Source organism: Vogesella fluminis, assembly GCF_014652335.1.
Taxonomy (GTDB): Bacteria; Pseudomonadota; Gammaproteobacteria; order Burkholderiales; family Chromobacteriaceae; genus Vogesella; species Vogesella fluminis.
This window is the reverse complement of sequence record NZ_BMYP01000020.1, coordinates 14,796-40,304: the sequence shown is the minus strand read 5'-3', so window position 1 is coordinate 40,304 and position 25,509 is coordinate 14,796. Positions and strand designations below refer to the sequence as shown.

Genomic DNA, 25,509 nt, shown 5'->3' with positions numbered 1-25,509 from the left:
TTACTTGGCGGCCTGTTCGGCGATCACGGCCTCGATCAGCGGGCCGGCGTCCTGTTCCAGCAGCTTCTTGGCCACCGCGCGGCCCAGCGCGTCGGCGTAGTCGCGCGGCGCGCTGGCGCTGGCGGTGAGCATCACCGAGCCATCCGGATGGGCGACGAAGCCGCCGAGGGTGATCACGTCGTCGGTGATGGTGGCGAAGCCGCCGATCGGGATCTGGCAGCTGCCGCCCAGCACCCGCGACAGCGAGCGCTCGGCGCTGACGCAGGCGTGGGTGTCGGCGTGGTTCAGCGGTGCCAGCAGGGTCATGAGATCGGCGCGGTCGGCGCGGATCTCGATGCCCAGCGCGCCCTGGCCGACGGCCGGCAGGCTCTCGGACGGTGCCAGCTCGGCGCGGATGCGCTCGGCCAGTTCCAGGCGCTTGAGGCCGGCGGCGGCGAGGATGATGGCGTCGAACTCGCCGTCGTCCAGCTTGCGCAGGCGGGTCTGCACGTTGCCGCGCAGCGGCTTGATGGTCAGGTGCGGGAAGCGGGCGCGCAGCTGCGATTCGCGGCGCAGGCTGGAGGTGCCGACCACGGCGCCGGCCGGCAGCTCGTGCAGGCTGCTGTAGCGGTTGGACACGAAGGCGTCGCGCGGGTCTTCGCGCTCGCAGATCGCGGCCAGCGCGAAGCCGTCCGGCAGGTTCATCGGCACGTCCTTGATCGAGTGCACGGCAATGTCGGCGCGGCCTTCCTGCAGCGCCAGCTCCAGTTCCTTCACGAACAGGCCCTTGCCGCCGATCTTGGACAGGGTCTTGTCCAGGATCTGGTCGCCCTGGGTGGTCATGCCGAGGATTTCCACGCTGAGCTGCGGGTACAGTGCCTCCAGACGGGCCTTGATGTGTTCGGCCTGCCACATGGCAAGTTTGCTTTCGCGGCTGGCGATGACGAGTTTGTTCATGGACGGCGATCCTGCACGGGCAAAGGGGAAGATGGCGCGCATTTTAGCACGAGCGTTGCGGCCAACCTTGATGCAAGGCAGTGTGTGTAGCTGCAACAGTACGTGTAGTTTAACTACACGGCGGCGGCGTTTTGCGGCAGGATTGACTAGTACAGCAGGCCCAGCATCAGCGGCAGGCTCAGCATCGCCGCCAGCGTCGAGGTGGTCACCACCGCGGCGGCCAGCTCGCCGTCGCCCTTCATGCGCACCGCGAGGATGTAGGCGGAGGTGGCGGTCGGCAGCATGCTCATCACCAGCGTTGCCTGGCGGTAGACGCCGGAGAGCCCGAACAGCTGCACCGTGGCGACGGCGATCAGCGGCAGCAGCAACAGCTTGATGCCGTTCCAGTACAGCAGCGGCGCGTAGTGGCTGGCCAGCGCGGTAAAGCGCAGCCCGGCGCCGACGGTAATCAGCCCCAGCGGCAGCGCGGCGGCGGCGAGATGGTCGATGGCGGCGAACAGCGGCTGCGGCACCGGCAGGCTGGACACGTTGGCCGCAAGGCCGCTGACTATGCCCCAGATGATCGGGTTGCGCGCCAGCTCGTAAAGCATGCCCTGCTGGCTGGTCTGCGACAGCTGCCACACCGCCATCAGGTTGACCACCGGCACCATCGCGCCGCACAGCAGCGCGATCACCGCGATGCCGGGCGTGCCGGCGAGGCTGCCCATCACCGCGAAGGCGACGTAGGTATTGAAACGGTAGGCGCCCTGGTTGCCGGCGGCGAACGAGGCCTGCGGCAGGCGGAACAGCGGCTTGGCGGCATTGCCGAGCAGGAAGCCGGCGCCGGTGAACAGCAGGCCGCTGGCCAGCATCGGCAGGCTGGCGGCAAAGTCCAGCTCGGCCCGCGCCAGCGCGCGGAACAGCAGTGCCGGGAACAGGATGAAGTAGACGAATTTTTCCGCCTCGGCCCAGAATGCCGGCGACAGCATGCCGCTGCGGCGCAGGGCAAAGCCGGACAGGATGAGCAGGAAATCGGGTAACAGGATCAGCGCCGGGTTCATCGCGCTATCTTCGCAGCATTCGCATCACCATAACAATTAGGGAAAGCAGAGTATGACGGAACTGGACAAGGACTTACCGCTGCGCGAAGACCTGGCGCGGCTCGACCGTTTGCTGGAAAGCCTACTGCGCGAGCAGGCTGGCGAGGAGGTGGTGACGGAAATCCGCGCCATCCCCAGCGGCGCGCAACAGCACGATCGCAGCGCCGACGCGCTGGTCGGCCGGCTGAGCCCGGCGGCGACCACCGCGCTGGTGCGTGCCTGTGGCCTGTATTCACAGCTGTTCAACATCGCAGAAGACCTGCACCACGCCCGCCGCCGCCGCGCGCACCAGCGTGCCGGCAGCGCGCCGCAGCAGGGCAGCCTGGCGCGGGCGCTGAGCCACATCCACGACGCGGGCGTCGACTTCGGCAAGCTCAACCGCGCGCTGCAGGAAGCCAGCGTCAGCGCGGTGCTGACCGCGCACCCGACCGAGGTGCAGCGCCAGAGCGTGCTCGACGGCCACCGCGCGGTGCGCAAGTTCCTGGCGCAGCTGTCGTCGCCGGAGATCACTCCGGAAGAAGAGCAGGAGCTGGAAGCCAAGCTGCAGCGCGTGATCCACTCGCTGTGGCAGACCACCGAGATCCGCTCCTTCAAGATGACCGTCGCCGACGAGATCGAGAACGGCGTCGCCTACCACCCGCTGTCGTTTTTCCAGGCCATTCCGGCGCTGTACGAGCGTCTCGGCAAGCAGGTGCGCGAACTGTGGGGCGAGGACGCCAAGGTGCCGTCCTTCCTGCGCGTCGGCAGCTGGATCGGCGGCGATCGCGACGGCAACCCCAACGTCGACGCCGCGGTGCTGCGCCACGCGGTGACGCGGCAGGCGGAAGTGGCGTTCAAGCACTACTTCTACGAACTGGCGGGGCTGTATCGCGAGCTGTCGCTGTCGTCGCGCCACGTGCAGGTGTCGGCCGCGGTGCAGGCCTTGGCTGCGGTGTCGCCCGACACCGCCATCAGCCGCCGCGAAGAGCCGTACCGGCTGGCACTGGCCACCATTGAGGGCCGGCTGTCGGCGTTGGCGGCCCGGCTGGGCCTGCCGCTGCGCGGCCGCTGGACGGCCGGCGAGCCTTACGCCGACACCGCCGGGCTGCTGGCCGACCTGCAGGCGCTCAGCGATTCGCTGGTCGCCCACGGCAGCGCGCTGCTGCTCGACGGCCGCCTGGGCAAGCTGAAACGCGCGGTGGACGTGTTCGGCTTCTTCCTGATGCCGCTGGACCTGCGCCAGCACGCCGAGAAACACGCCGGCGTGGTCAGCGAGCTGTTCGCCCACGCCAACCTGGAACACTACGAGGCGCTGGACGAGGCGGCGCGGGTGCGCGTGCTGCTGCGCGAACTGGCCACGCCGCGGCTGCTGTACTCGCCGTTCCTGAGCTACAGCGCCGACAGCGAGAAGGAGCTGGCCATCTTCCGCGAGGCGGCCAAGGTACAGGCCGAGTTTGGCGTCGACGCCATCAGCCAGTGCATCATCTCCAACTGCGCCACGGTGTCCGACATCCTGGCGCTGGCGCTGCTGGCCAAGGAAAGCGGCCTGCTGCGTCTGCACGGCGGCGCGCCGAGCATCAGCCTCAACCTGGTGCCGCTGTTCGAAACCATCGCCGATCTGGACGCGGCGGCCGGCATCATGCAGCAGCTGTTCGCGCTGCCGTGGTACCAGCAGCTCTTGAAGAGCCGCGGCGGGGTGCAGGAAGTGATGCTCGGTTACTCCGACAGCAACAAGGACGGCGGCTACGTCACCAGCCAGTGGGAGCTGTACCAGTCCGAGCAGCGCCTGGTGCGCGTGTTCGACGCCGCCGGCATCAAGATGCGCCTGTTCCACGGCCGCGGCGGCTCGGTCGGTCGCGGCGGCGGCCCGTCCTACGAGGCGATCATGGCGCAGCCGGCCGGCACCGTGGTTGGCCGCATCCGCATCACCGAGCAGGGCGAGATCATCACCTCCAAGTTCGCCGATCCGGACAACGCCACCCGCAATCTGGAGGCACTGGTGGCGGCGGCGCTGGAGTCGACGCTGGCGCACAGCGACAGCGGCGCCACCGACGAGAGCGTGCTGGCGGAGTTGTCCGGCCACGCCTTCACCACCTACCGCGCGCTGGTGGAATCCGACGGTTTCATGCAGTACTTCATGGAGGCGACGCCGATCGGCGCCATCGCCAAGCTCAACATCGGCAGCCGCCCGGCCTCGCGCAAGAGCCTCACCAGCATCAAGGACCTGCGCGCCATCCCGTGGGTGTTCTCGTGGTCGCAGTCGCGGGTGATGCTGCCGGGCTGGTACGGCTTCGGCTCCGCGGTGCACGCCTTCCTCGACGCCCACGGCGAGGACGCCGGCCTCGCCCAGCTGCGCGCGCTGCACCAGGCGTCGCCGTTCTTCCAGGTGATGCTGTCGAATATGGAGCAGGTGCTGGCCAAGGCCGATCTGGAGATCGCGCGCCGTTACGCGGCGCTGGTCGGCGATGCCGCGCTGACCGACCGCCTGTTCGGCCGCCTGCAGGCGGAACACGACAAGACGCTGGCGGCGTTCTTCGCCATCACCGGGCAGCAGAAACTGCTGGAAACCAACCCGACGCTGGCGCGTTCGCTGGACACGCGGCTGCCGTACCTGGACGCGCTCAACCTGTTGCAGGTCGAGCTGCTGCAGCGCCTGCGCGAGGCGCCGGACGACGAGGAGGCGCTGTACGCGATCCACCTCACCATCAACGGCATCTCCGCCGGCCTGCGCAACAGCGGCTGACGATGTCCCGGCAACGGCAAAGCCTCCCGAACGGGAGGCTTTTTTCGTGGCGGCCGCAGCCGGCGGCTAGAACCAGCGGCCACGGCTATAGCGCTCGGCTTCGTGGCGCAGGTCTTCCAGCTGGGTATGGTGGCAGTCCAGCGTGTACTCCGGCAGCAGAGACCAGTGGTTGCTCCAGTAGGCAAGTAGGCGACGCAGCGTGTTCATGGCATTCTCACTGTTGAGTGGTTGATCGTGTTTGCAGCATAGAAGACGCCGACCGGCAGAAAAATGGCCAATTACTTGATGGTTTGTCGAGAAAATGAAAACAATGCCACCGCCAGACGACGTGCTGGCCTTTGAAGCGGTTGCCCGTTGCGGCAGCCTGACCGCCGCCGCAACGGCGCTGGGCTGCACCAAGAGCATGGTCAGCCTGCGGCTGAAGGCGCTGGAGAAGCAGCTGGGCGCGGTGCTGGTGTTGCGCACCACGCGGCGGCTGGCGTTGACCGAGGCCGGCCAGCGGCTGCTGCCGCACGCACAGGCGCTGCGTCACAGCCTGCTGCAGATGCAGCCGGCGGTGGACACCGCCAGCTGCGCGGTGGAGGGGCCGATCAGCATCAGCACCACCTCGTCGATGTCGACGCTGCTGGCGCCGCTGCTGGTGGCGTTGGCGCAGCAGCACCCCGGCCTGCAGCTGCGGCTGGAGATCAACAGCCGGGTGCAGGACCCGATCGCCGACGTGCTGGACTTCTGCCTGCGTTCGCGCAAGGTGTACGACGAGTCGCTGGTGGCGCGCTCGGTGGGCTGGGTGGAGGAGGCGCTGTACGCGGCGCCGGCCTATCTGGCGGCACAAGGTTGGCCGCAACAGCCGGACGAGCTGGCCGGCCACCGCCTGCTGGGCGACGAGCAGCAGGCGCAGCAGCGGCTGTACCGCGGCAGCGAGATGGTGACGGTGGCGATGCCGCCGCCGCTGCTGTACAGCGAGACCTACCTCGTCAACCACCAGCTGGCGTGTGCGGGGCTGGGCATCACCGCGCTGCCGGATTTCCTGGTGGCGGAAGACGTCGCAGCCGGCCGCCTGCAGCGGGTGCTGCCGCAGTGGCACTGCGACCACTGGCCAGTGTTCCTGATCTTTCCCTACCGCCAGCCGCTGCCGCGCAAATACCAGGTGTTCCTCGATTTCGTGCTGCCGCGCTTGCGGGCGCTGCTACAGCCGTCGGCCCCGCTGGCGGCCGGCTGATTCCGGCGCGCCGACCGCGGCGGGCAAGCCGTATCCGCCGTGCATGAAGGCCGCGCAGCCGGTGCCGGGCGCAAGCGGCGCTTGCTGCTGCGCTGCGGCACGGGCAGGATAGCGGGCTACCCCCATCCATCGAACGGTTTTGTCATGTCGCACCCTGTTGCCCCGTCCGGACGCGGAATCGCGTTCTCGCTCGCCGCCTCGCTGCTGTTTACGGTGCTGTCCGGCTATACCACCCTGCTGCGGCCGCTGGACGGGCTGGCCATCTTCGCCTGGCGCATGATCTGGACGCTGCCCGGCGTGCTGCTGATCGTGCACCTGACCCGCAAGCGCCAGGCGCTGGTCGAGCTGCTGCGCCGCTTCGTGCGCGAGCCGGCGTTGTGGGCGCTGGTGCCGCTGATGGCGGCGCTGAACGCGGTGCAGCTGTGGGTATTCCTGTGGGCGCCGCTGAACGGCCAGACGGTGGCGGTGTCGATGGGTTACTTCCTGACACCGCTGGTGATGGTGCTGGTCGGCCGCGTGCTGTACGGAGAGCGCATGTACCGGCTGCAGTGCATCGCGGTGGCGCTGGCACTGCTGGGCGTGCTGCACGAACTGTGGCTGACGCGCGCCATCGCCTGGCCGACGCTGCTGGTGGTGCTCGGCTACCCGCCGTACTTCGTGTTGCGCCGCATCAGCAAGATGGAGCCGGTGTCCGGCTTCGCGCTGGAGATGATGCTGATCTTCCCGGTGGCGCTGGGGCTGCTCTACCTGCAGGGCGAGGCCGGCTGGGGCGTGCTGGCGCAGCCGCTGTTCTGGCCGCTGCTGGCCGGCCTCGGCCTGATCAGCTCGGTGGCGCTGCTGCTCAACATCACCGCCAGCCACCTGCTGCCGATGGGGCTGTGGGGGCTGCTGGGCTATGTCGAGCCGGCGCTGCTGTTCCTGCTGGCGATCACCTTCCTCGGCGAGCCGCTGTCCGCCGACCGGCTGCTGACCTACGGCCCGATCTGGCTGGCGGTGCTGCTGACCGGCGCGCACACCCTGCGCCAGCAGCGCAAGCAGTCGCCCGGCCCGGCGCACTGAGCAGGCCGGCGCACAGGGTGTACAATTCTGCCCCTGCGCGCCGTCGGCGCGCCCGATCCAGTTACAGAAGCGGGACTCTCCATGTTGTGGTTGCTGACCTTACCCCTGCTGTTTACCGTGTTGCTGCTGTGGGCGCTGAACAGCGGCAGGCTGAAAAACACGCCGTTGCAGGCGCGCTGGGATGAACTGTTCGCCGGCGCGCCGGACGATGACGCCGCGACGCCGGCACCGGGTGACCAGCCCGCCACCGACACGCCGCCGGCCGGCCTGCCGTGGACGCCGCACGTCACCCCGCGCCCGCCGCGGCGCAGCGGACTGCAGGCGGAAGACGACGCCGGCCCGGCCGCCAGCAAGCCGCCCGCCGCCGACAGCCCGGTGACCGCGCCGGCGGCGCCGCCACTGGTCGAGCTGCCGCTGGCGGTGCCGCGCTACATCCGCAAGCCGGCACTCGCGGCCGCCGCGCAAGCCGACAGGCTGCCGGTGATCGGCCTGGCCGAAGTGCAGCACAACCTGCAGAGCGACGTGCAGCGGCGGCAGAAGCTGGCCGTCAGCGAACGCCGCCAGCGTCGCCTGCAGCAGGACGAGGACAGCGCGCTGCCACTGATCGACCCCGACGAGGTGCGGGCCAGCCTGCAACAGCTGCATGGCAAGCGCGACACGGCTCCGCCGCCGCCGAAACCGGTGGTGGTGCTGCAGCCGACACCGGTGATGCGCACACCGTCCGCCGCTCATCGCCCGGACGAGCAGACGCGGCAGCGCAATGCCGAGGCATTGTTCGGTGCCGGTTCGCGCTTTGCGGCAGCCGGCAAGGTGTCACCTGAGCCGGCCATCACGCCGGCCATCACGCCGGCCAACAGCAGCCTGCCGCCTGCAGAGCCCGCTCCGGCTGCCGCCGCGCTGCCGGCGACCGGCAATGACATGGTCGCGGCACTGCTGGCGGGTGTTGCGGTTGTGACAACGCCTGCGGCCATGTCGCCCGCTGCTGTGCCGGCGCATGACGGCGACAGTGCACTGCTGCCGGCCAGTGCCGGTACGGCACGGGATGACGCTGACGGACAGGCATGCATCGGGACCGCACCGCAGCCGGAGGTGACGACCGAGGTGGCCGATACCGGCGTGCCGCTTGCCGTCGCGGCGCATGCAGCGGCGCTTGACGCGGCAGAGAAGGCCTCGGTGCCGGAGGCCGCCGCCGACATCGTCTGGCATCTGCTGGCCGACGACGAGCCGGCCGCCGAAGAGGCCGCCCCCGCCGGCCTGGTGTGGCAGCTGATCGACGAGCCGGTGCCTGCGGCCAACCTTGCTGCACCTTTTGACGTGCCGGCGCAGCCCGACACCGCCGCAACGTTGGCCGCAGCGCCCGCCACCGTAGCCGCAGCGCCCAGGCCGCACAGCGTGCCGGTGGTGTACGGCGACGCCTGCCTGCCGCCGCTGGCGCTGCTGCGGCCGCCGGAAAGCGACAAGGCGGTGCAGAGCGAGGACTACCTGATCGAGCGCGGGATATTGATCGAGGAAAAGTGCGCCGAGTTCAAGGTCAAGGTGGCGGTGGTGGACGCCTACGCCGGCCCGGTGATTACCCGTTACGAGGTGGAACCGGCGGTGGGCGTGCGCGGCAGCCAGGTGGTGAACCTGGCCAAGGACCTGTCGCGCGCGCTGGGCGTGGCCTCGATCCGCGTGGTGGAGACCATCCCCGGCAAGACCTGCATGGGGCTGGAGCTGCCGAACCCGAAACGGCAGATGATCCGCCTGTCGGAAATCTTCAGCGCCGAGGTGTTCCAGCACTCCGCGTCCAAGCTGACGCTGGCGCTGGGGCAGGACATCAGCGGCGCGCCGGTGGTGATGGATCTGGCCAAGGCGCCGCATCTCTTGGTGGCCGGCACCACCGGCTCCGGCAAGTCGGTCGGCGTCAACGCGATGATTCTGTCGATGCTGTACAAGGCGACGCCGGACGAAGTGCGCTTCATCATGATCGACCCCAAGATGCTGGAGCTGTCGGTGTACAACGACATCCCGCACCTCTTGGCGCCGGTGGTCACCGACATGAAGCTGGCCGCCAACGCGCTGAACTGGTGCGTGGGCGAGATGGAAAAACGCTACCGGCTGATGAGCCACCTCGGCGTGCGCAATCTGGCCGGTTACAACGACAAGGTGCGCGCCGCCGAGGCCCGCGGCCAACGTTTGACCAACCCGTTCAGCCTGACCCCGGAAACGCCGGAGCCGCTGGCGACGCTGCCCTTCATCGTGGTGGTGGTCGACGAGTTCGCCGACCTGATGATGGTGGCCGGCAAGAAGATCGAGGAGCTGATCGCGCGCCTGGCGCAGAAGGCGCGCGCCGCCGGCATCCACTTGATTCTGGCCACGCAGCGCCCGAGCGTGGACGTGATCACCGGCCTGATCAAGGCCAACATCCCGACCCGCATCGCTTTCCAGGTGTCCAGCAAGATCGACAGCCGCACCATCCTCGACCAGATGGGAGCCGAGAGCCTGCTGGGTCAGGGCGACATGCTGTACCTGCCGCCGGGCACCGGCTATCCGCAGCGGGTGCACGGCGCGTTTGTTACCGACGAGGAAGTGCACGCCATCGTCGAGGACCTGAAGCAGTGGGGCGAGCCGGACTACGTGGAAGGCCTGCTCACCGGCGAAGCGGCGGCCGACGACGAACAGGCGGAGGCCAAGGGCCGCGCCACCGCCAGTGAGAGCGACCCGCTGTACGACGAGGCGGTGGAGATCGTGCTGCGTACGCGCAAGGCGTCGATCTCGTCGGTACAGCGTCAGCTGCGCATCGGCTACAACCGTGCCGCGCGCCTGATCGAGGATATGGAGGCCGCCGGCATCGTGTCGGCAATGGAGAACAACGGCAACCGCACGGTGCTGGTGCCGCAGCGCGGCGACTACTGAGCCGCCTCTCCGGCAACAAAACGGCAGCCCGCGGGCTGCCGTTTTTTATGTTTTTCCGGTGGTGCAACTGAAGCGAATCACGGCACAAAATTGCCGCCGCAGCGGCATGTCTTGTCATGCCAGTCATCATGGCTGAAGAGAGTTTTCATGTTTTCTGAAATAAATCAATGGCCGGTACGGATTTTAATGTTAACTCTTTGTAATTATGCCAACTAAATTTGGTGGCATGCTTTTTGCTGCTGGCCGGTATCGGGAATCGGCAAGCAGGGCAGGAGCGGGTCATGCGAATCAGCAGCAACCAAATCACGGTCACATCATTGCAGGCCGCCTATGGCAAGCGGCCGCAGCAGGCCACCACAGCACAAGCAAATACCGGTGCGGCGCGCGCCGACGTGGTGACGATTTCGTCTGCGGCGCGACAGGCGCAGGCGGCAGAGCAAAACGCGGCCGCCGGACCGCAGGCCAACAATCCGGAGGCAGACGTTGCCAAATACCAGATCCCGGACTGGTTGGCATCGTACGGAATGCCGGTGGCAAACCGCCTGGGCGTGAGCGGCAACTGGTTCGAGGCGCATCATCCCGAAGCGGCGCGGCTCTCGTCGGCCGAGCGCAAACAATACGCCGACGCGATAGAGGGGCACTATCAGGCAGTGCTGACCGCCAATGGTATCAGCGGTGCCGAGCAACACTACCAGGCCACCATTCTTGACCCGCAGCGCAGTGATGCGTTACGAAGCCAGTTCCAGCAACGGATACAGGGTGATGCGGCCTTGCTTGAGTTAATGGGCAAGCTGGGTAGGGCGTTGCCGGCGTAACGGAGCCGGCGTGCCCGTGCCGCCTCAGGCGACTGTTTTCAGCTCGCCGAGCATGCGCTCCAGCCCGGCCATCACGCTGGCGTTGGCCTGCTCCATCGCCGCCAGCTCGTGCAGCGCGGCGTCGGGGTTGCCGGCGTAGAACAGTTCCAGCGCACGGCGCGCGTGCTGGTGTACCTCGCGGTGCGGGCTTTCCAGTGCGCCGTAGCCGGGCAGGCGCGAGAAGCGCTCCTTGCCGTCGCCGGCGTAGTACCACTGGCCGAGGCGGCATTGTGTCTCGTCCGGCAGCTGTTCCGGGCGCAGTGACGAGATGCCCATGAATACCTTGTATACCTCCAGTTTCATGGTCAGCTCTTCCAGGTTGGCCAGTTCGACGCCGGACAGCTGTGCGGCGGCGGCAATGGTGGCTTCCATGTGCTGTGCCTGGTCATACAGCTGCTGCATGCTGTGCATCGCCTGTTCGCTGTCGCCGGAGAAGCGGCTGGCATCGTCGGCGCCCTGCTGCATGGTGTGCTTGGCGCTCTCGGTTTCGGCCTGGATCAGGCCGACCAGGCCGGCGATCTCGGTGGTGGCCTTGGCGGTGCGCTCGGCCAGCTTGCGCACTTCGTCGGCAACCACGGCAAAGCCGCGTCCGGATTCGCCGGCGCGCGCTGCCTCGATGGCTGCGTTCAGCGCCAGCAGGTTGGTCTGGTCGGCGATGTCCTTGATCAGACGCACGATGCCGCCGATCTGTTCCGCCTGCTGGTGCAGGGTGGCGACGTTGGTGGACGCCTGCTCGATGCGCTGGAACATGGTTTTCAGGTTGCCGGCGATCAGCTGGAAATTATTGCGGTTGCTGTCGGCCTGTGCCGCCATGGTGTGGGCGGCGTCCTTTTCTTGGCCAAGACTGCCGGCCAGCCCCTGGAACGAGTGCTGCACCCCGCCCAGCGAGTCGCCGAAGCTGCCGATATTGGCGAACACCCCCTGCAGCATCGCACGCTCGCGGGTCAGCGTGTCCAGCTGCATGCGCTGGCTGGCATGCTCGCCTTCCAGGGTGGCGAGGCGGGCCTGCAGGCGCTGGTTTTCCTGTTGCAGTTCGGTATTGAGGCTTTGTGACTGCTGCAAGGCAGCGCGGGTATGGAAGAACATGCGAAGTTTCCCTCGGGTGGTCGGGTGGACTATCGTCGCATCTTACACGGTGGCGGGCGGCAGGCAAAACGGGCAGATCAAGTTTGCTCTGTCACTGTTGCCGTCTGCCTTTGTCGTGCGGCGCGGGCGGTACCGTCGCGCCGGTCCGCCCTGTCCGGGATGCCGGCTCAGGCGGTGAGCTGCAGCAGCTCGGCAAACGCCTGTTCGAACAGCGCGAGGCCGTCTTGCTGCAGCTGTTCGCCGACGGCGTCGAAGTCGATGCCGGCGGCCTCTGCTGCGGCCAACGTGGCCAGCGCCGCATCGCCGTCAGCGGCCAGCGTGGCGGCGGCGTGGCCGTGGTCGCGGAACAGCGCCAGCGTGGCGTCCGGCACGGTGTTGACGGTGTCGGCGCCGATCAGGCTCTCCACGTACAGCACGTCGGAGTAGGCCTTGTTCTTGGTGCCGGTGGACGCCCACAGCAGGAACTGCGGCCGCGCGCCGGCGGCGTGCAGCGCGGCGAATTCGGCGCCGTGGAAACGCTGCAGGTAGCGGCGGTAGGCCGCCTTGGCCAGCGCGATCGCCGCCTTGCCCTGCAGTGGGGCGGGTAGTTGCGGATCGAGCAGGCTGTCGACGCGCGACAGGAAGAAGCTGGCCACCGCCTTGACGTGGCGCAGCGGCTGGCCGGCGGCATGGCGCGCAGTCAGGCCGGCGATGTAGGCGTCCCACACCGCCTCCACCTGTTTCAGCGAGAACAGTAGCGTGATGTTGACGTTGATACCCTCGGCGGTCAGTTGGCGGAAGGCGGCGATGCCTGGCGCCGTGGCCGGGATCTTGATCATCGCGTTCGGGCGGTCGATGGCGACCCACAGCCGGCGCGCGGCGGCGAGGGTGCCGGCTTCGTCGTGCGCCAGTGCCGGCGATACTTCCAGCGACACGTAGCCGTCGTCGCCGGCGGTGGCCCGGTATTGCGGCAGGTTGAGGTCGCAGGCGGCCTGGATGTCGGCGATGACCAGCGTTTCGTAGCGCTGTTCGGCGCTCAGCGTGGCGTCGCTTTTCAGCTGCGCCAGCTCGTCGCGGTAGCGCGGGTCGGTGCTGATCGCCTTGTGGAAGATGGCCGGGTTGGAGGTGACGCCGGCGATGCCGTCGTCGGCCAGCAAGCGGGCCAGTTCGCCGCTGGCGATCAGTTCGCGCGACAGGTTGTCCAGCCAGAGACGCTGGCCGAAGGGGCGGATGGCTTGTAGACGATTCATGGTGCGGGTCCCGGTATTGGTTTGATTTTTTGGCACCCCATCGTAGCGCGTGCCCGCGCTGAAGCAAAGAGACTACAGCGCGGCGGCCTCAGCTGGCCGCCAGTACATCGGCGACTACGTGGCGCGCGGCGGCCGCGCAACACGGCCGCCGCCGGTGGCTCATTCGCGGGCGGTGAGTTGTTCGGCGTTGAAGATCACGCTGAAGCAGCTGCCCTTGTCCGGCTCGCTGTGCACCTCCAGCCGTGCCTGGTGGCGCGCCAGCACGTGCTTGACGATAGCGAGGCCGAGGCCGGTGCCGCCGTTGCCGCGCGAGCGGCCGCGGTCGACGCGGTAGAAGCGCTCGGTGAGGCGCGGCAGGTGTTCGCGCGGGATGCCGATACCGGTGTCGCTGACGCTGAACACGGCGCGGCCCTCGTCCTGTTCCTGCCAGCTGAGGGTGACGCTGCCGCCCTCCGGCGTGTAGCGCACCGCGTTGGACACCAGGTTGCCGAACGCCGAGTGCAGCTCCTGTGCGTTGCCGCGCAGCCAGCGCGGGCAGCGCTTGTCCAGCGTGATCCGGTGGCGTCCCTGCGACAGGCCTTCGGCTTCGACCATCAGCGTGTCCAGCAGCTGGTCCATGTCCACCGTCTCCTGCGCCATGCTGCGCGGGCTGTTCTCGATGCGCGACAGCGTCAGCAGGTCCTCGACCAGGCTCTGCATCCGCCGCGACTGTTCCAGCATCAGCGCCAGGAACTGGCGCAGGGTGGCGTCGTCGACCTTGGGCATGTCCGACAGCGTCTCCAGGAAGCCACCGACCACGGTCAGCGGCGTGCGCAGCTCGTGCGACACGTTGGCGACGAAGTCGCGGTGCACGGTCTGTACCCGCTCCAGCTGGGTGATGTCGCGCGACAGCAGCAGCTTGCGGGTGATGTCAAACGGCACCAGCTGGATCGACAGCACGCGTTCGTCCGGGGTCGTGCGGTGCAGGATCAGCGGCTGGCTGTAGCTCTGCGCCGCCATATAGGTGTGGAACGAGGGCTGGCGCACCAGGTTGAGGATCTGGTTGCCGACATCGGCCTTCGGGTCCAGCCCGAAGTGTTCGACGCCGACCGGGTTGACCCACTCGATGCGGTCGTATTCATCCAGCACCACCACGCCGTCCGGCATCGCCTCGCCGGCATTGATGAAGCGGTCGAGGATGCTGGCCAGCTTGCGCTTGCTCTGCTTCTGCTTGCGCGCCTGGCGGTACAGCGCCATGAATGCGTTGTGCCAGATGCCGTAGCCCTCCGGGATGCGGCCGGGGGCCGGCCGCTCCAGCCAGCGCAGCAGCAGCCCGATATGGTGCAGGTGGAAGCCCAGCCACAATAACAGCTGGCCGCACAGTACCAGCAGCCCGATCTCCGGGCCGTAGATCAGCGAAAAGCCGAAAGCGATGCTGCTGATGGCGAACAGCCAGCCCAGCGAACGCCGCGCAAAGTCAGTCAATGGATTACCCCTGTGCCGAGAAACGGTAGCCGGTGCCGCGCACGGTCTGGATCAGCGCGTCGTGGCCGGTGGCCTCCAGCGCGCTGCGCAGGCGGCGGATGTGCACGTCGACGGTGCGCTCCTCGACGAAGATGTGGTCGCCCCACACCTGGTCCAGGAGCTGGGTGCGCGAGTGCACGCGTTCGGCGTGGGTCATGAAGAAGTGCAGCAGGCGGAATTCGGTGGGGCCGAGGTCGATGCTGTCGCCGTTGCCCTGTACGCGGTGGGTGGCCGGATCCAGGCGCAGGCCCTTCACCTCGACCGCGTCGTCGGTCATCTGCGGCGCGCGGCGGCGCAGCACCGCCTTGATGCGTGCCAGCATCTCGCGCGGCGAGAACGGCTTGGTGATGTAGTCGTCGGCGCCGGCCTCCAGCCCCTGCACCTTGTCCTGCTCCTCGGAGCGGGCGGTGAGCATGATGATCGGGATCTGGCGCGTGCGCTCGTCGCCGCGCAGCTTGCGCGCGATCTCGACGCCGGAGGCACCGGGCAGCATCCAGTCCAGCAGGATCAGGTCCGGCAAGGCGTTCTTCACCAGCATCAGCGCCGCTTCGGCGGTACTGGCGCGCAGCACGTGATGGCCGGCCTGGGTCAGGTTGAAGGCAATCAGTTCCTGGATCGCGGGCTCGTCTTCGACAAGCAGGATATTGGCAGCCATGGATGGGCATCCTCCCATTGGAAATTATGGCAAGGATAGAAACAGGGCGTTACAGAAATATGACGCTTCATGCTTCTGTCCGTTTTATGACTGAGAAATGGTACGGCGTGCCGCCGCTTGCCGGACAGGCTGCGCGATTATGGCATGAATCGGTACCGGTGCCGTACAGCGGTCATTGACTTGTAATTAAGTTTTGTGCAAAAATTAATTTGTGACGTAGAATGCCATCTCTCGCGTCGTGCTGTGACGCGTCCAGTCCCTGCTTGCCGGACACCCGCCGGTCTTCACGCCTTACCCCCATCTTGTGGCTTCTGCCGCGATCTGGGCGCTCCCGCGACATCCTGCGACCCAAGTCTTGAAAGGAAAGCATGGACAACGCTGTCTCCTCCCGTGACACCACACTGGCGTGGCCAGTGTTCATTCCCGGCCTGCTGCTGATTTGCAGCCTGCTGGCATGGTCGGTGCTGCTGCCGGGCAGTGCCGAACACACCTTTTTACAGGCGCAGCAGTGGGTGATCCATAACTTCGGCTGGTTCTATATCCTGGCGGTGGCGATTTTCCTGCTGCTGTTGCTGGCCATTGCCGTCAGCCGCTACGGCGATATCCGCCTGGGGCCGGACGAGGCGCGGCCGGCGTTTTCGTTTGCCTCGTGGCTGGCGATGCTGTTTGCTGCCGGTATGGGCATCGGCCTGATGTATTTCGGCGTCGGCGAGCCGATGCTGCACTTCCTCACGCCGCCGACCGCCGCGGGCACGCCGGCGGCAGCGGTGCAGGTGGCGATGCTGACCACCTTTCAGCACTGGGGGCTGCACGCGTGGGCGATCTACGCAGTGGTCGGCCTGGCGCTGGCTTATTTCGGCTTCCGTTACCAGTTGCCGCTGACGATACGCTCCGGCCTGTATCCGCTGCTGGGCGAGCGCATCAACGGCCCGCTTGGCCACGCGGTGGACGTGTTCGCGCTGGTCGGTACCGTGTTCGGTATCGCCACCACCCTCGGCTACGGCGTACTGCAAATCAGCGCCGGTCTCGCCACGCTGACCGGCTGGGAGACCGACACGCTGAGCTTCCAGCTGGGGCTGATCGCAGTGGTGATGCTGCTGGCCGGGCTGTCGGTTGCTTCCGGGCTGGACAAGGGTGTGCGCCGCCTGAGCGAGCTGAACCTGGTGCTGGCCGGGCTGCTGTTGCTGTTCGTGCTGGCGACCGGGCCGACGCTTTACCTGCTGAACGCCTTCAGCGAGAACATCGGCCACTATCTGTCCAGCGTGGTATCGCTCACCTTCCGCACCTTCAGTTACAGCGATAGCGACATGCAGGGCTGGTTCGGTGGCTGGACGCTGCTGTACTGGGCATGGTGGATCTCGTGGTCGCCGTTTGTCGGCATGTTCATCGCCCGTATCTCGCGCGGGCGTACCATCCGCGAGTTCATCATCGGCGTGCTGCTGGTGCCGTCGCTGTTCAACCTGCTGTGGATGACGGTGTTCGGCAACAGCGCGATCTGGCTGGACAGCCATGTCGCCGCCGGTGCGCTAGGCGCCAGCGCCGGCAATGTCGATGCGCTGCTGTTCCGCTTCTTCGACTACCTGCCGTATCCGCAGCTGACCTCCGGTGTGGCGGTGCTGCTGGTGGCGGTGTTTTTCGTCACCTCCGCCGATTCCGGTGCGCTGGTGCTCAATGCCATCGCCAGCCGCGGCGCGGCACAATCGCCGCTGTGGCAGCGCGGCTTCTGGGTGGCGCTGCTGGGGCTGACCGCGGCGGTGCTGCTTGCCGCCGGCGGACTGCAGGCGTTGCAGGCCATGACGCTGATCAGTGCACTACCGTTTGCCGCCATCATGCTGTTGCTGTGCTGCGGCCTGCTGCGCGGCTTGCGTGCCGACCGTCACCACGCCATGCAGGCGCTGGCGCCGGCGACCTCGTTCTGGAGCGGCCACCACTGGCGGCAGCGGCTGGCGGTGATGCTGAACCAGCCACAGGCGGCCGAGGTGCAGCAGTTCATCGATGAAACGGTACAGCCGGCACTGCAGGCGGTGGCGGCAGAGTTGGCCACGCGCGGCGTGGCGGCGCAAGTCATACGCGATGCTGCCAGCGGTGCTCTGCAGCTGAGCATCCCGCAGCCGGCACTACGCGATTTTGTCTATGGGGTGCGCTGCGCGGGGCAGGCGACACCGGCTTTCGTGCTGCGCGATGTGGCGCTGCCAGCCGGCCAGCGGCCGCACAGTTATCAGGCGATGACGTTCTTTGTGGATGGCCGCGAGGGCTACAGCATCGAATACCTGCAACAGCAGGAGGTGATCGCCGACGTGCTGAAGCAGTACCAGCGCTATCTGGTGCTGCTGCACGACGCGCAGGCGCGCCTGCTCAGTGCCGCACCGGCACACGGCTGAGGCAGCAACAAGCTTGGCCGCAAGCACGCTTGCAGCCAAGCTGTTGTCGGGTTGCTATGTGATTCAGGCGCTCACCACCACCAGAACAGCCAGCCCCAGGCGCTGTCTATCCACAGCAGCGCGGCACAGAATGGCAGCAATGCCAGTACCTGCCGCAGCCAGCTGCGCTGCCAGCCGGCGCCGATGCGCGCCGCCAGCCACAGCGACCAGCCATTGGCGCCCAGCAACAGCAGCAGCCGCACGTCGTTGACCCACGGCCACACGATGTGCTCGCTGCGCAGCAGGCTGAGGGTGACGGTGGTGAGGCCGAGGAACACGCCGCAGCCGGCCAGCGGGATCAGCGCCTGCACCAGGTGGTGGAAGCGCTGGCGCTGCCAGCCGTGACAGGCTACCGCCACAGCCAGCAGCAGGCTGCACAGCCCGCCCAGTGCGATGGCGGTCACCGCGATATAGGCCAGCAGCAGGCCGCCATCCAGCCAGCTGAATACGTCGTTCTGCTGCGGGTAGCTGGTCAGCAGCCACCATGGTGCACCGGTGTCCAGTGGCCACATGATGTCGCGTTCGATCAGCCACTCCGCCAGCGCGGTATGCAATGTGGTGAACCACGGGCTGGCACTCCAGTGGAAGGCGCCGATGGCGACGCCGAGCAGGCCGAACAGGATCAGCGCGCTCTGCCAGCCGTCGGCATCGTGCGCGCCGAGGCGCACCACCTCGTCGACCGGCGAGCGGGCACTGAGCGCCACCGCATCGCGGTGGCCGCTGCAGCGGCCGCACATGTGACAGCCGCTGGCGCCCTGCATCTGGCGGATCGGCAGCAGCGGCGCACAATCCACCGCCTTGACCGGCAGCATGCGCTTGTTGTCCAGCGACGCCTGCCATGCCTGCTCGCTGACGCGGAAATGCAGCGGTGCCAGCTTGGCCAGCAGTGAAAATACGCCATTGACCGGGCACAGGTAGCGGCACCAGGCACGCTTGCCGCGGGTGTAGTAGTAGCCGACCCACACCGCGGCGACGGTGGAGCCGCCCAGCACCAGCAGCACCGCCTGCGGATACTGGTAGACGCTGACCATCTGCCCGTACACCGTGGTCAGCACGAAGGCGGTGAACGGCCAGCCCGGCCAGCGCAGCCAGCGCGGAATCGGTCGTGCCTTGCCGTGACGCGCCGCCCATTCCGACAGTGCGCCCTCCGGGCACAGCACGCCGCACCACAGCCGGCCGAACAGCACCATCGACAGCAGCACGAACGGCCACCAGATGCCCCAGAATGCAAATTGCGCGATCAGGGTGACGTGGTTCCACAGGTGCGCGGTTTCGTCCGGCAGCGGGGTCAATACAGGAAGCACGATCAGCACCAGATACACTGTCACCACCAGCCATTGCAGGCGGCGGATCAGCGCAGCATGCTGCTGCAGACCGTCGCCGATCCGCGCCAGCCACGGCCGCGCGGCGACCGCCGTGGTGCAGTCGTGCGCTTTCATGCGGCCAACCTTGTCACCACACGGCGGCCGCGCCAGCGCATCAGCGCCAGCACCGCCAGCCAGTAGCCGGCGTAGGCCAGCAGCGTCATCAGCGCCGGGTGGGCACGGTAGCCGGTCAGTGCCGACACCACGCCGCCGCTGGCGCTCATGTCGTCCAGCAGTGCCGAGCTGTCCCACAGCGGATCGACCAGCGCCGGCAGGATGTCCAGCGAGATCAGCTTGTCGATGCCGCTGGTGAACAGCGCCGCCGCCAGCAGCAGCAGCATGACTTCGGTAACGCGGAAGAACAGCCGCCACGACAGGTAACGCCCGCCCAGCTGCAGCAGCCAGAACGACAGCAATGCCAGCAGGAAGCCGGCGGTGCCGGCCAGCAGCAGCGGCCACAGGGTCTCGCTGCCGGACAGCGTGCCGTACAGGAAGACCACGGTTTCGCTGCCTTCGCGGCCGACCGCCAGCGCCACCAGCAGCAGGATGCCCCAGCCGTTATGGCGCGCGCTGCTGGCGGCAAGGCCGGCCTCCAGTTCGCACTTCAGGTTGCGGCCGTGCTCGCGCATCCACAACACCATGTGCACGATCAGCGCCGCGGCGGTGAACACCATTGCTGCCTGGAACATATCCTGGTAGCTGCCGAACAGCTCGCTGGCGGCGAACAGCCCCAGTGCCAGCAGCGCCGCCAGCAACAATCCGGCCAGTACGCCGCCCCACAGCCAGCGCTTGCCGCCGGTGACCGGGTTTTGCGATAGCCACGCATGCAGGATGCCGATCACCAGCATCGCTTCGACACTCTCGCGCCAGACGATAAACAATACCTGTTCCATCGTGCCTGTTCCTTACCTCATTTCACGACCAGCACGCCCTGTGCCGTCGCCATGTGGAATTCATCAAAAAACTTGTACTCACCGGGGCTGAGCGGGTTGAACACCACGAAACTCTGTGCACCGGGGGCCAGTACTTTTTCCTTGCGCAGCTGCAGGCTTTCGAACTCCACCGGCGTCTTGCCGCGATTGAAGATCTCGATCTTGAAGCGCTTGCCGGCCGGCACCACCAGCCGTGCCGGTTTCAGCTGGCCGTCGTTCAGCTCCAGCCGGAATACCGGCAGCTCTTCGGCATGGAGGGGGCCGGCCAGCAGCAGGGCCAGCATCGGCAGTATATGGCGTGCACGCATGTGCTTGCTCCTGTGGGAGAGGCTGCGGCCGGGGGGCGGCCGCAGCAGACAGGCTTAGTAGCCGCCCTTCTTGCCGATACCGGCGTAGGTGAATTCGTAGTTCAGTTCGATCGGCTGGAACCACGGTGCAACACCGGTTTCCTTGTCGACATGGCGGCCGAAGTGGGCGTGCGGGTTCATGCTCGGCGGCAGGATGGTGTACTTCAGTTTGTACTTGCCCGGGCCTTGCAGCTTGATATTATCGCCATAGTGCGGACCGTCGGAGGCCACCATCGGCATGAAATCGCCCTTGATCACGTCCTTGCCGCCGACCTTGCTGATCTCGTACTTGACCAGCAGGTAGGGTACCCAGTCGCCCTCGGCCAGGCCGTTCTTGTTGCTGGCGGTGGCGTGGATGTCGGCTTCGAGGTGGACGTCGGACTGTTCCGCCTTGCGCATCATGCCGTCCGGCTCCATCTTCACCGGCTGCAGGTAAACGGCGGCGATCTCCATGCCACCCTTCAGCTGTGGCTTGCCGATAGGATACTCCAGCGCCTGGGCTGACAGGCTGGCACCAAGCAGCACAGGCAGAGCCAGTACCGGGATCATGCTTTTCTTCATTACGGGTTCCTTTACGAATGTGGCGCCATTGATGCGGCGCAAACCTTGATAGTAATTTGAATGCGAATACTTATTGTTGTTCAGACGCAACAATAACAGACAAGACCGTGCGCAAGCCAGCGGCACGGGCCGCTCCACAACGGGGCAGCTGTCATCATGTGGCATTACTACAAAGAAGAATGGTTCGTATTGTCGTCATTGCTCAGCGACAATGGATTGATCTGGATTAAGGACCGGCAAGATAATACCGTGCAGTGCGTCATGGCATGGCTGGCAAGGCACTGCCAACGGACGGAATGCGGACAAAAAAATGCCTGCCCGGTGAGGGGCAGGCGACTAAGGGTCGGCTTGTGGCCAATCGGGCCGCAAGCGCTTAAAGACCAGGGACAAAGAGATCACCAGAACAGTTCCAAAGATGTCAGCAGTACCGACACCCTCAATACCTATCCAGAAGCCGGCAACCTCGGGCGCGGACCCGTTGCTGCCAACACGGGGCGAATTGTACGTGGCTTGCTGCGGCTGCATAACAAGCAATCAAAGGTTTTAGTAGAGATGTTCTTTGTATACAATTTATTTTTGACTGATTTGCTTTCGAATCTAAAGCATGGACAAGTTTGACCGCAAAATCATTGCTGCCCTGCATGAAAATGCCCGCCTCAGCTACGCGGAACTGGCGCGCCGCGTCAGTCTGTCCGCGCCGGCTGTTGCCGAAAGGGTGGAAAAACTGGAGCGTTCCGGTGTCATTGCCGGGTATCGCGCAATAATCAACCCGGAAAAGCTGGGTTATCCGATCCAGTGCCTGATCGAGCTGACGGTGAAAAACCTGGAATACTACGGTGTGCTGGAGACGCTGAAGACGATGCCGGAGATCACCGAGTGCTACTCGATCACCGGCAGCAGCGGGCTGATGATCAAGGTGGCGGTCGACAATATGGCCACCCTGCAGCAGGTGATCGCGCGGCTGATGCAGTACGGCGACACCAAGACCTCAATCGTGATCGACGTGCCGGTCGGCGCGCGGATGCCGGGCTGGCGCGACGAGGAATAGCCGCCAGCGGCGTAGCGGGAAACCGGCCGTCGCCGGCCGGCGTTACCGTCAGATCGTGAACAGGTTCTCAGCGCCGCAGCAGCCGCCACAGGCCGAGGATGGCCAGCAGCCACTTCAGCCAGCGCCTGAGCCTGCCGTGGCGCAGCAGCAACAGCGCGCTGCCGAGCAGGCCGCCGCCGGTGGCGGTGCCGAACAGGCTTGCGCCCTCGCGCAGCAGCTGTGCCGGCTGGCGCCAGCGTTCGGCCTCCAGCGTCAGCTGCATGCGCAGCAGCTCACCCTTCAGCAGCAGCAACTGCTTGTGCTGTTCGCGTTGCGCCCGTGTCATGGCTGCTCCTTGCCGGACAGCGCCTGCCAGTCCTTGCGCAGCTCCTGCAGCGTGCAGGCGAACGCCGCTGGCGCGCGTTCCGCCCGCCGCCGCAGCGCCAGCAGCAGGCCGATGCCGCTGCCGGCCAGCAGCAGTGCCAGCGCGCCCATCACCGTGGCGCGCCACGCCGCCGGCGTTACCAGCGCCACGAACAGCAGCAGCGCGATCAGCGCCGCCAGCAGCACCACCACCGCCAGCCCCGCCAGCATGGTCTGCAGCAGCAGGCGTTCCTGTTGTTCCTGCCACTCCAGCCGTGCCAGGTCCGCACGGCTGGACAGCAGTGCGCCCAGCCCGTGCAGCAGCGAGGAGAGACTGCCCGGAAGCGGGCGCGGGGTGTCCGCCATCAGCGGCGCGATACCAGCAGGCCGATCAGGAAGGCGATGGCGGCGGCGATGCCGATCGCTTTCCACGGGTGTTCATGCACGTACTGGTCGGTCACCTTGGCCGCGGCGCGGGCCTTGGCCACCGTCAGCTTTTCCGCCTCCAGCAGCCGCTCCTTGGCCAGCTTCAGGTTGGCGCCGAGCTTGTTGCGCAGCTCCTGCGCCTTGGCACCGCCTTCCTCGCCGGCGCCGGCCAGCAGCTCCTCGGTGTGGTTGAGCACGCTGCGCACATCGGCCAGCAGTTGTTCTTTCTCGGCGTTAAGGATCTGATCGGGCATGACTACCTCCTTGGACGAACATCACGACGTGGATAAACGCAAGTTCCGGCACCGTACGCGGTGCGGCCGGCCTGGCCGGGCAGCCGGTGCATTGTCATGGCTGGCGCCGTACGGGCCGTGTCGGTGGCAGCAGCTTCCGCGCCGGCAGGTTTGAGCATAGACGTAAAAAAGCCTGCCCGATGACGGGCAGGCAAACGGTTTATGCACGAAGAAGCAACAGAACCAAAGAACGAGGCGCCCGTCTCCACACGGGCGCCGGGGAATTACCTGGCGGCAGCCCAGGCGCGTGCGGTGTCCAGCATGCGGTTGGAGAAGCCCCACTCGTTGTCGTACCAGGACAGCACCTTCACCTGGCGGCCTTCGATCACGCGGGTCAGCGAGGCGTCGAACACGCTGGACGCCGGGTTGTGCATGAAGTCGATGGACACCAGCGGCAGGGTGTTCACCGCCAGCACGCCCTTGAGCGGACCATTGGCGGCGGCGGTGACGATCTCGTTCACCTCGGCGACGGTGGTATCGCGGCGGGCGGTGAAGGTCAGGTCCACCAGCGACACGTTGGCGGTCGGCACGCGCACCGCGAAGCCGTCCAGCTTGCCTTTCAGCTCCGGCAGCACCAGGCCGACGGCGGCGGCGGCGCCGGTCTTGGTCGGGATCATCGACAGCGCGGCGGAACGGGCGCGGCGCAGGTCGCTGTGCTCGGTGTCCAGCAGCACCTGGTCATTGGTGTAGGAGTGCACGGTGGTCATCAGGCCGTGGGCGACGCCGATGGTGTCGTTCAGCGGCTTGACCAGCGGCGCCAGGCAGTTGGTGGTGCAGCTGGCGTTGGACACGATGCTCATCTCGCTGCGCAGGGTGTCGTGGTTGACGCCGTAGACGATGGTGGCGTCGGCGTCGTCGGCCGGGGCGGAAATCAGCACCTTCTTGGCACCGGCTTGCAGGTGCAGGCCGGCCTTGTTGCGCTTGGTGAAGATGCCGGTGCATTCCAGCACGATGTCCACGCCCATCTCGCCCCACGGCAGTTCGGCCGGGTTGCGGACCGACAAGAGCTGGATAGGCTTGCCATTGATCACCAGCTTGTCGCCTTCCAGCGCCACGGTGCCGGGGAACGGGCCGTGGATGGAGTCGTACTTGGTCAGGTGGGCGTGCAGTTCCGGGTTGCCCAGATCGTTGATGGCAACGATTTCAATATCCTGCCCGGCGAAGCGTTCCTGCCAGGCACGCAGTACCATGCGACCGATACGGCCATAGCCGTTAATTGCCAGTTTCAGTGCCATGATGACTCCTTGTTATGTGTTTGGCCGGACGCAAGGCCGCGTCCCGATGGGTGACATCGTTGCCGCAACGGGCGATGTACTCAACCGACTACACCACTGTAAGGGGTGGATTACCAACACTGCGTACAGGGGCTTGCCGGTGGCGGCAAGGTTGGCCGCACCGCCCGCCCGTGCCACAATCGCGGGACCGATTTCCTTCAAGTGATGCCTGCCATGTCCCTGCAACTGCAAGTCGTCCCGGTGACGCCATTCCAGCAAAACTGTTCCGTGATCTGGTGCGATGTCACCCGCCGTGCCGCCGTGGTCGACGCCGGCGGCGATATCGACCGCATCCTCGCCTTCGTGCGCGAGCACGACCTGACGGTGGAAAAGCTGCTGCTCACCCACGGCCACATCGACCATGCCGGCGGCGCGCGCGCGCTGGCCGATGCGCTGGGGGTGCAGATCGAAGGCCCGCAGCGCGCGGAAAGCTTCTGGCTTGATCAGCTGCCCAGCCAGGGCACCATGTTCGGCTTTCCGCGCAGCGAGCCGCTGACGCCGGAGCGCTGGCTGGAAGAGGGCGACACAGTGACGGTGGGCGAGGAAGTGCTGGATGTGCTGCACTGTCCCGGCCACACCCCGGGTCATGTGGTGTTCGTCAGTCATGCGGCCAACCTTTGCATCGTCGGCGACGTGCTGTTCCAGGGCAGCATCGGGCGCACCGACTTCCCGATGGGCAACCACCAGCAACTGATCGACGCCATCCGCGGCAAGCTGTTCGCGCTGCCGGACGACATGGTGGTGGTGCCGGGCCATGGCCCCTTTACCACTATAGGAGAGGAGCGGCGCAGCAACCCCTTCGTTGCCGACCGCCGCTACGGCTGATGGCACCGGAGTTCGAGCACGCGGTGCTGCGCGCGCTGCGCGACATCCCGCCGGGGAGGGTCAGCACCTACGGCACGCTGGCGGCGCTGGCCGGCTACCCGCGCCACGCGCGCCATGTCGGCGCGCTCTTGGGGCGGCTGCCGGCGGAGCTGGCGCTGCCGTGGTTCCGCGTGGTCGGCAGCGGCGGCCGCATCGCGCGGCCGGGCAGCGAGGACGCCGACTACCAGCGCCTGCTGCTGCAGCAGGACGGCATCGAGCTGGACGGCAAGGGTCGCGTCGACCTGTTCCGCTACGGCTGGCCGCCGCAGCACTTCCTGCGCTGAGCGGCCCGCGCACCCCATCTCCGGCGCGTCGCCCTGCGGGTGACGCACCCTACGCGGCCTTGTGCGCCGGTACGGAACATCCCGCCCGCCGCGACCGCAGCGGCGCTTTTTTATGGC

25 protein-coding genes are annotated in these 25,509 nt (G+C 66.8%); 10 read left to right on the top strand and 15 right to left on the bottom strand.

Features of this window, described 5'->3' with window-relative positions; translation table 11 throughout:
- Positions 1-936, bottom strand: a complete 936-nt coding sequence (gene hemC / locus IE083_RS09400; RefSeq protein WP_189353348.1) for a hydroxymethylbilane synthase — start codon at positions 934-936, stop codon at positions 1-3.
- A 146-nt stretch (positions 937-1,082) separates the two neighbouring features.
- Entirely contained in the window at positions 1,083-1,976 is an 894-nt protein-coding gene (locus IE083_RS09395; protein WP_189353347.1) for an AEC family transporter, read from the bottom strand.
- 52 nt (positions 1,977-2,028) lie between these two features.
- Here IE083_RS09395 and ppc point away from each other — a divergent pair, with 52 nt between their 5' ends.
- Positions 2,029-4,737: a phosphoenolpyruvate carboxylase gene (ppc, locus tag IE083_RS09390; protein WP_189353346.1), complete on the top strand. Its 2,709-nt coding sequence runs from the start codon at positions 2,029-2,031 to the stop codon at positions 4,735-4,737.
- 66 nt (positions 4,738-4,803) lie between these two features.
- On the opposite strand, the gene IE083_RS09385 is transcribed toward ppc, so the two are convergent.
- Positions 4,804-4,944 (bottom strand): hypothetical protein, encoded by a 141-nt coding sequence (locus tag IE083_RS09385; protein WP_189353345.1) that lies wholly within the window; start codon positions 4,942-4,944, stop codon positions 4,804-4,806.
- A gap of 103 nt (positions 4,945-5,047) precedes the next feature.
- On the opposite strand from IE083_RS09385, the gene IE083_RS09380 reads away from it, so the two are divergent.
- From IE083_RS09380 to IE083_RS09365, 4 genes are all read left to right on the top strand, one after another.
- Positions 5,048-5,956: a LysR family transcriptional regulator gene (locus tag IE083_RS09380; protein ID WP_229799690.1), complete on the top strand. Its 909-nt coding sequence runs from the start codon at positions 5,048-5,050 to the stop codon at positions 5,954-5,956.
- Positions 5,957-6,100: 144 nt separating this feature from the next.
- Positions 6,101-7,015, top strand: a complete 915-nt coding sequence (rarD, locus tag IE083_RS09375; protein ID WP_189353343.1) for an EamA family transporter RarD — start codon at positions 6,101-6,103, stop codon at positions 7,013-7,015.
- An 81-nt stretch (positions 7,016-7,096) separates the two neighbouring features.
- Positions 7,097-9,910, top strand: a complete 2,814-nt coding sequence (locus tag IE083_RS09370; RefSeq protein WP_189353342.1) for a DNA translocase FtsK — start codon at positions 7,097-7,099, stop codon at positions 9,908-9,910.
- A 281-nt stretch (positions 9,911-10,191) separates the two neighbouring features.
- Positions 10,192-10,725 carry a hypothetical protein gene (locus IE083_RS09365; protein ID WP_189353341.1) on the top strand — a complete coding sequence of 178 codons (534 nt, stop codon included), beginning with the start codon at positions 10,192-10,194 and terminating at the stop codon, positions 10,723-10,725.
- A 24-nt stretch (positions 10,726-10,749) separates the two neighbouring features.
- Here the strand turns inward: IE083_RS09365 and IE083_RS16000 are convergent, their stop codons facing one another.
- The 4 genes from IE083_RS16000 to phoB all read right to left on the bottom strand — a co-directional run bounded on the left by IE083_RS16000 (position 10,750) and on the right by phoB (position 15,237).
- The gene (locus tag IE083_RS16000; RefSeq protein WP_189353340.1) at positions 10,750-11,850 is read right to left on the bottom strand and encodes a methyl-accepting chemotaxis protein; all 1,101 of its coding nucleotides are present in this window, start codon (positions 11,848-11,850) and stop codon (positions 10,750-10,752) included.
- A 167-nt stretch (positions 11,851-12,017) separates the two neighbouring features.
- Positions 12,018-13,079, bottom strand: a complete 1,062-nt coding sequence (gene tal, locus IE083_RS09355; RefSeq protein ID WP_189353339.1) for a transaldolase — start codon at positions 13,077-13,079, stop codon at positions 12,018-12,020.
- A gap of 159 nt (positions 13,080-13,238) precedes the next feature.
- Positions 13,239-14,543: a phosphate regulon sensor histidine kinase PhoR gene (phoR, locus tag IE083_RS09350; RefSeq protein ID WP_189353338.1), complete on the bottom strand. Its 1,305-nt coding sequence runs from the start codon at positions 14,541-14,543 to the stop codon at positions 13,239-13,241.
- A gap of 4 nt (positions 14,544-14,547) precedes the next feature.
- A complete protein-coding gene (gene phoB / locus IE083_RS09345) occupies positions 14,548-15,237 on the bottom strand; it encodes a phosphate regulon transcriptional regulator PhoB (RefSeq protein ID WP_189353337.1) in 690 nt (229 codons plus the stop codon).
- 368 nt (positions 15,238-15,605) lie between these two features.
- Here phoB and IE083_RS09340 point away from each other — a divergent pair, with 368 nt between their 5' ends.
- Positions 15,606-17,618: a BCCT family transporter gene (locus tag IE083_RS09340; RefSeq protein WP_189353336.1), complete on the top strand. Its 2,013-nt coding sequence runs from the start codon at positions 15,606-15,608 to the stop codon at positions 17,616-17,618.
- A gap of 71 nt (positions 17,619-17,689) precedes the next feature.
- On the opposite strand, the gene IE083_RS09335 is transcribed toward IE083_RS09340, so the two are convergent.
- The 4 genes from IE083_RS09335 to IE083_RS09320 are packed head-to-tail and all read right to left on the bottom strand — an operon-like array spanning position 17,690 to position 20,861.
- On the bottom strand, positions 17,690-19,096 hold the full coding sequence (locus IE083_RS09335) for a 4Fe-4S binding protein (protein ID WP_189353335.1): 1,407 nt from the start codon (positions 19,094-19,096) through the stop codon (positions 17,690-17,692).
- Positions 19,093-19,914: an FTR1 family iron permease gene (locus IE083_RS09330; protein WP_189353334.1), complete on the bottom strand. Its 822-nt coding sequence runs from the start codon at positions 19,912-19,914 to the stop codon at positions 19,093-19,095. Before IE083_RS09330 ends, IE083_RS09335 begins: the two co-directional genes overlap by 4 nt.
- A gap of 17 nt (positions 19,915-19,931) precedes the next feature.
- Entirely contained in the window at positions 19,932-20,261 is a 330-nt protein-coding gene (locus tag IE083_RS09325) for a cupredoxin domain-containing protein (protein ID WP_189353333.1), read from the bottom strand.
- A gap of 54 nt (positions 20,262-20,315) precedes the next feature.
- Positions 20,316-20,861, bottom strand: coding sequence for an iron transporter (locus tag IE083_RS09320; protein ID WP_229799689.1), 546 nt, complete (start codon positions 20,859-20,861; stop codon positions 20,316-20,318).
- A 156-nt stretch (positions 20,862-21,017) separates the two neighbouring features.
- On the opposite strand from IE083_RS09320, the gene IE083_RS09315 reads away from it, so the two are divergent.
- Both IE083_RS09315 and IE083_RS09310 read left to right on the top strand, forming a co-directional pair.
- Positions 21,018-21,479: a hypothetical protein gene (locus IE083_RS09315; protein ID WP_189353332.1), complete on the top strand. Its 462-nt coding sequence runs from the start codon at positions 21,018-21,020 to the stop codon at positions 21,477-21,479.
- A complete protein-coding gene (locus IE083_RS09310) occupies positions 21,466-21,909 on the top strand; it encodes an Lrp/AsnC family transcriptional regulator (RefSeq protein ID WP_189353331.1) in 444 nt (147 codons plus the stop codon). Before IE083_RS09315 ends, IE083_RS09310 begins: the two co-directional genes overlap by 14 nt.
- A 67-nt stretch (positions 21,910-21,976) precedes the next feature.
- Here the strand turns inward: IE083_RS09310 and IE083_RS09305 are convergent, their stop codons facing one another.
- From IE083_RS09305 to gap, 4 genes are all read right to left on the bottom strand, one after another.
- Positions 21,977-22,234 (bottom strand): hypothetical protein, encoded by a 258-nt coding sequence (locus IE083_RS09305; protein WP_189353330.1) that lies wholly within the window; start codon positions 22,232-22,234, stop codon positions 21,977-21,979.
- Positions 22,231-22,617, bottom strand: a complete 387-nt coding sequence (locus IE083_RS09300) for a phage holin family protein (RefSeq protein WP_189353329.1) — start codon at positions 22,615-22,617, stop codon at positions 22,231-22,233. Before IE083_RS09300 ends, IE083_RS09305 begins: the two co-directional genes overlap by 4 nt.
- Positions 22,617-22,931, bottom strand: coding sequence for an ElaB/YgaM/YqjD family protein (locus tag IE083_RS09295; RefSeq protein WP_189353328.1), 315 nt, complete (start codon positions 22,929-22,931; stop codon positions 22,617-22,619). The genes IE083_RS09300 and IE083_RS09295 overlap by 1 nt, the downstream gene beginning before the upstream one ends.
- Before the next feature lie 263 nt (positions 22,932-23,194).
- Positions 23,195-24,205, bottom strand: coding sequence for a type I glyceraldehyde-3-phosphate dehydrogenase (gap, locus tag IE083_RS09290; protein ID WP_189353327.1), 1,011 nt, complete (start codon positions 24,203-24,205; stop codon positions 23,195-23,197).
- Between the two features lie 213 nt (positions 24,206-24,418).
- On the opposite strand from gap, the gene IE083_RS09285 reads away from it, so the two are divergent.
- Both IE083_RS09285 and IE083_RS09280 read left to right on the top strand, forming a co-directional pair.
- Positions 24,419-25,069, top strand: a complete 651-nt coding sequence (locus IE083_RS09285) for an MBL fold metallo-hydrolase (protein ID WP_229799688.1) — start codon at positions 24,419-24,421, stop codon at positions 25,067-25,069.
- On the top strand, positions 25,069-25,392 hold the full coding sequence (locus IE083_RS09280) for an MGMT family protein (RefSeq protein ID WP_189353326.1): 324 nt from the start codon (positions 25,069-25,071) through the stop codon (positions 25,390-25,392). Before IE083_RS09285 ends, IE083_RS09280 begins: the two co-directional genes overlap by 1 nt.
- The last annotated feature ends 117 nt before the right edge of the window (positions 25,393-25,509 follow it).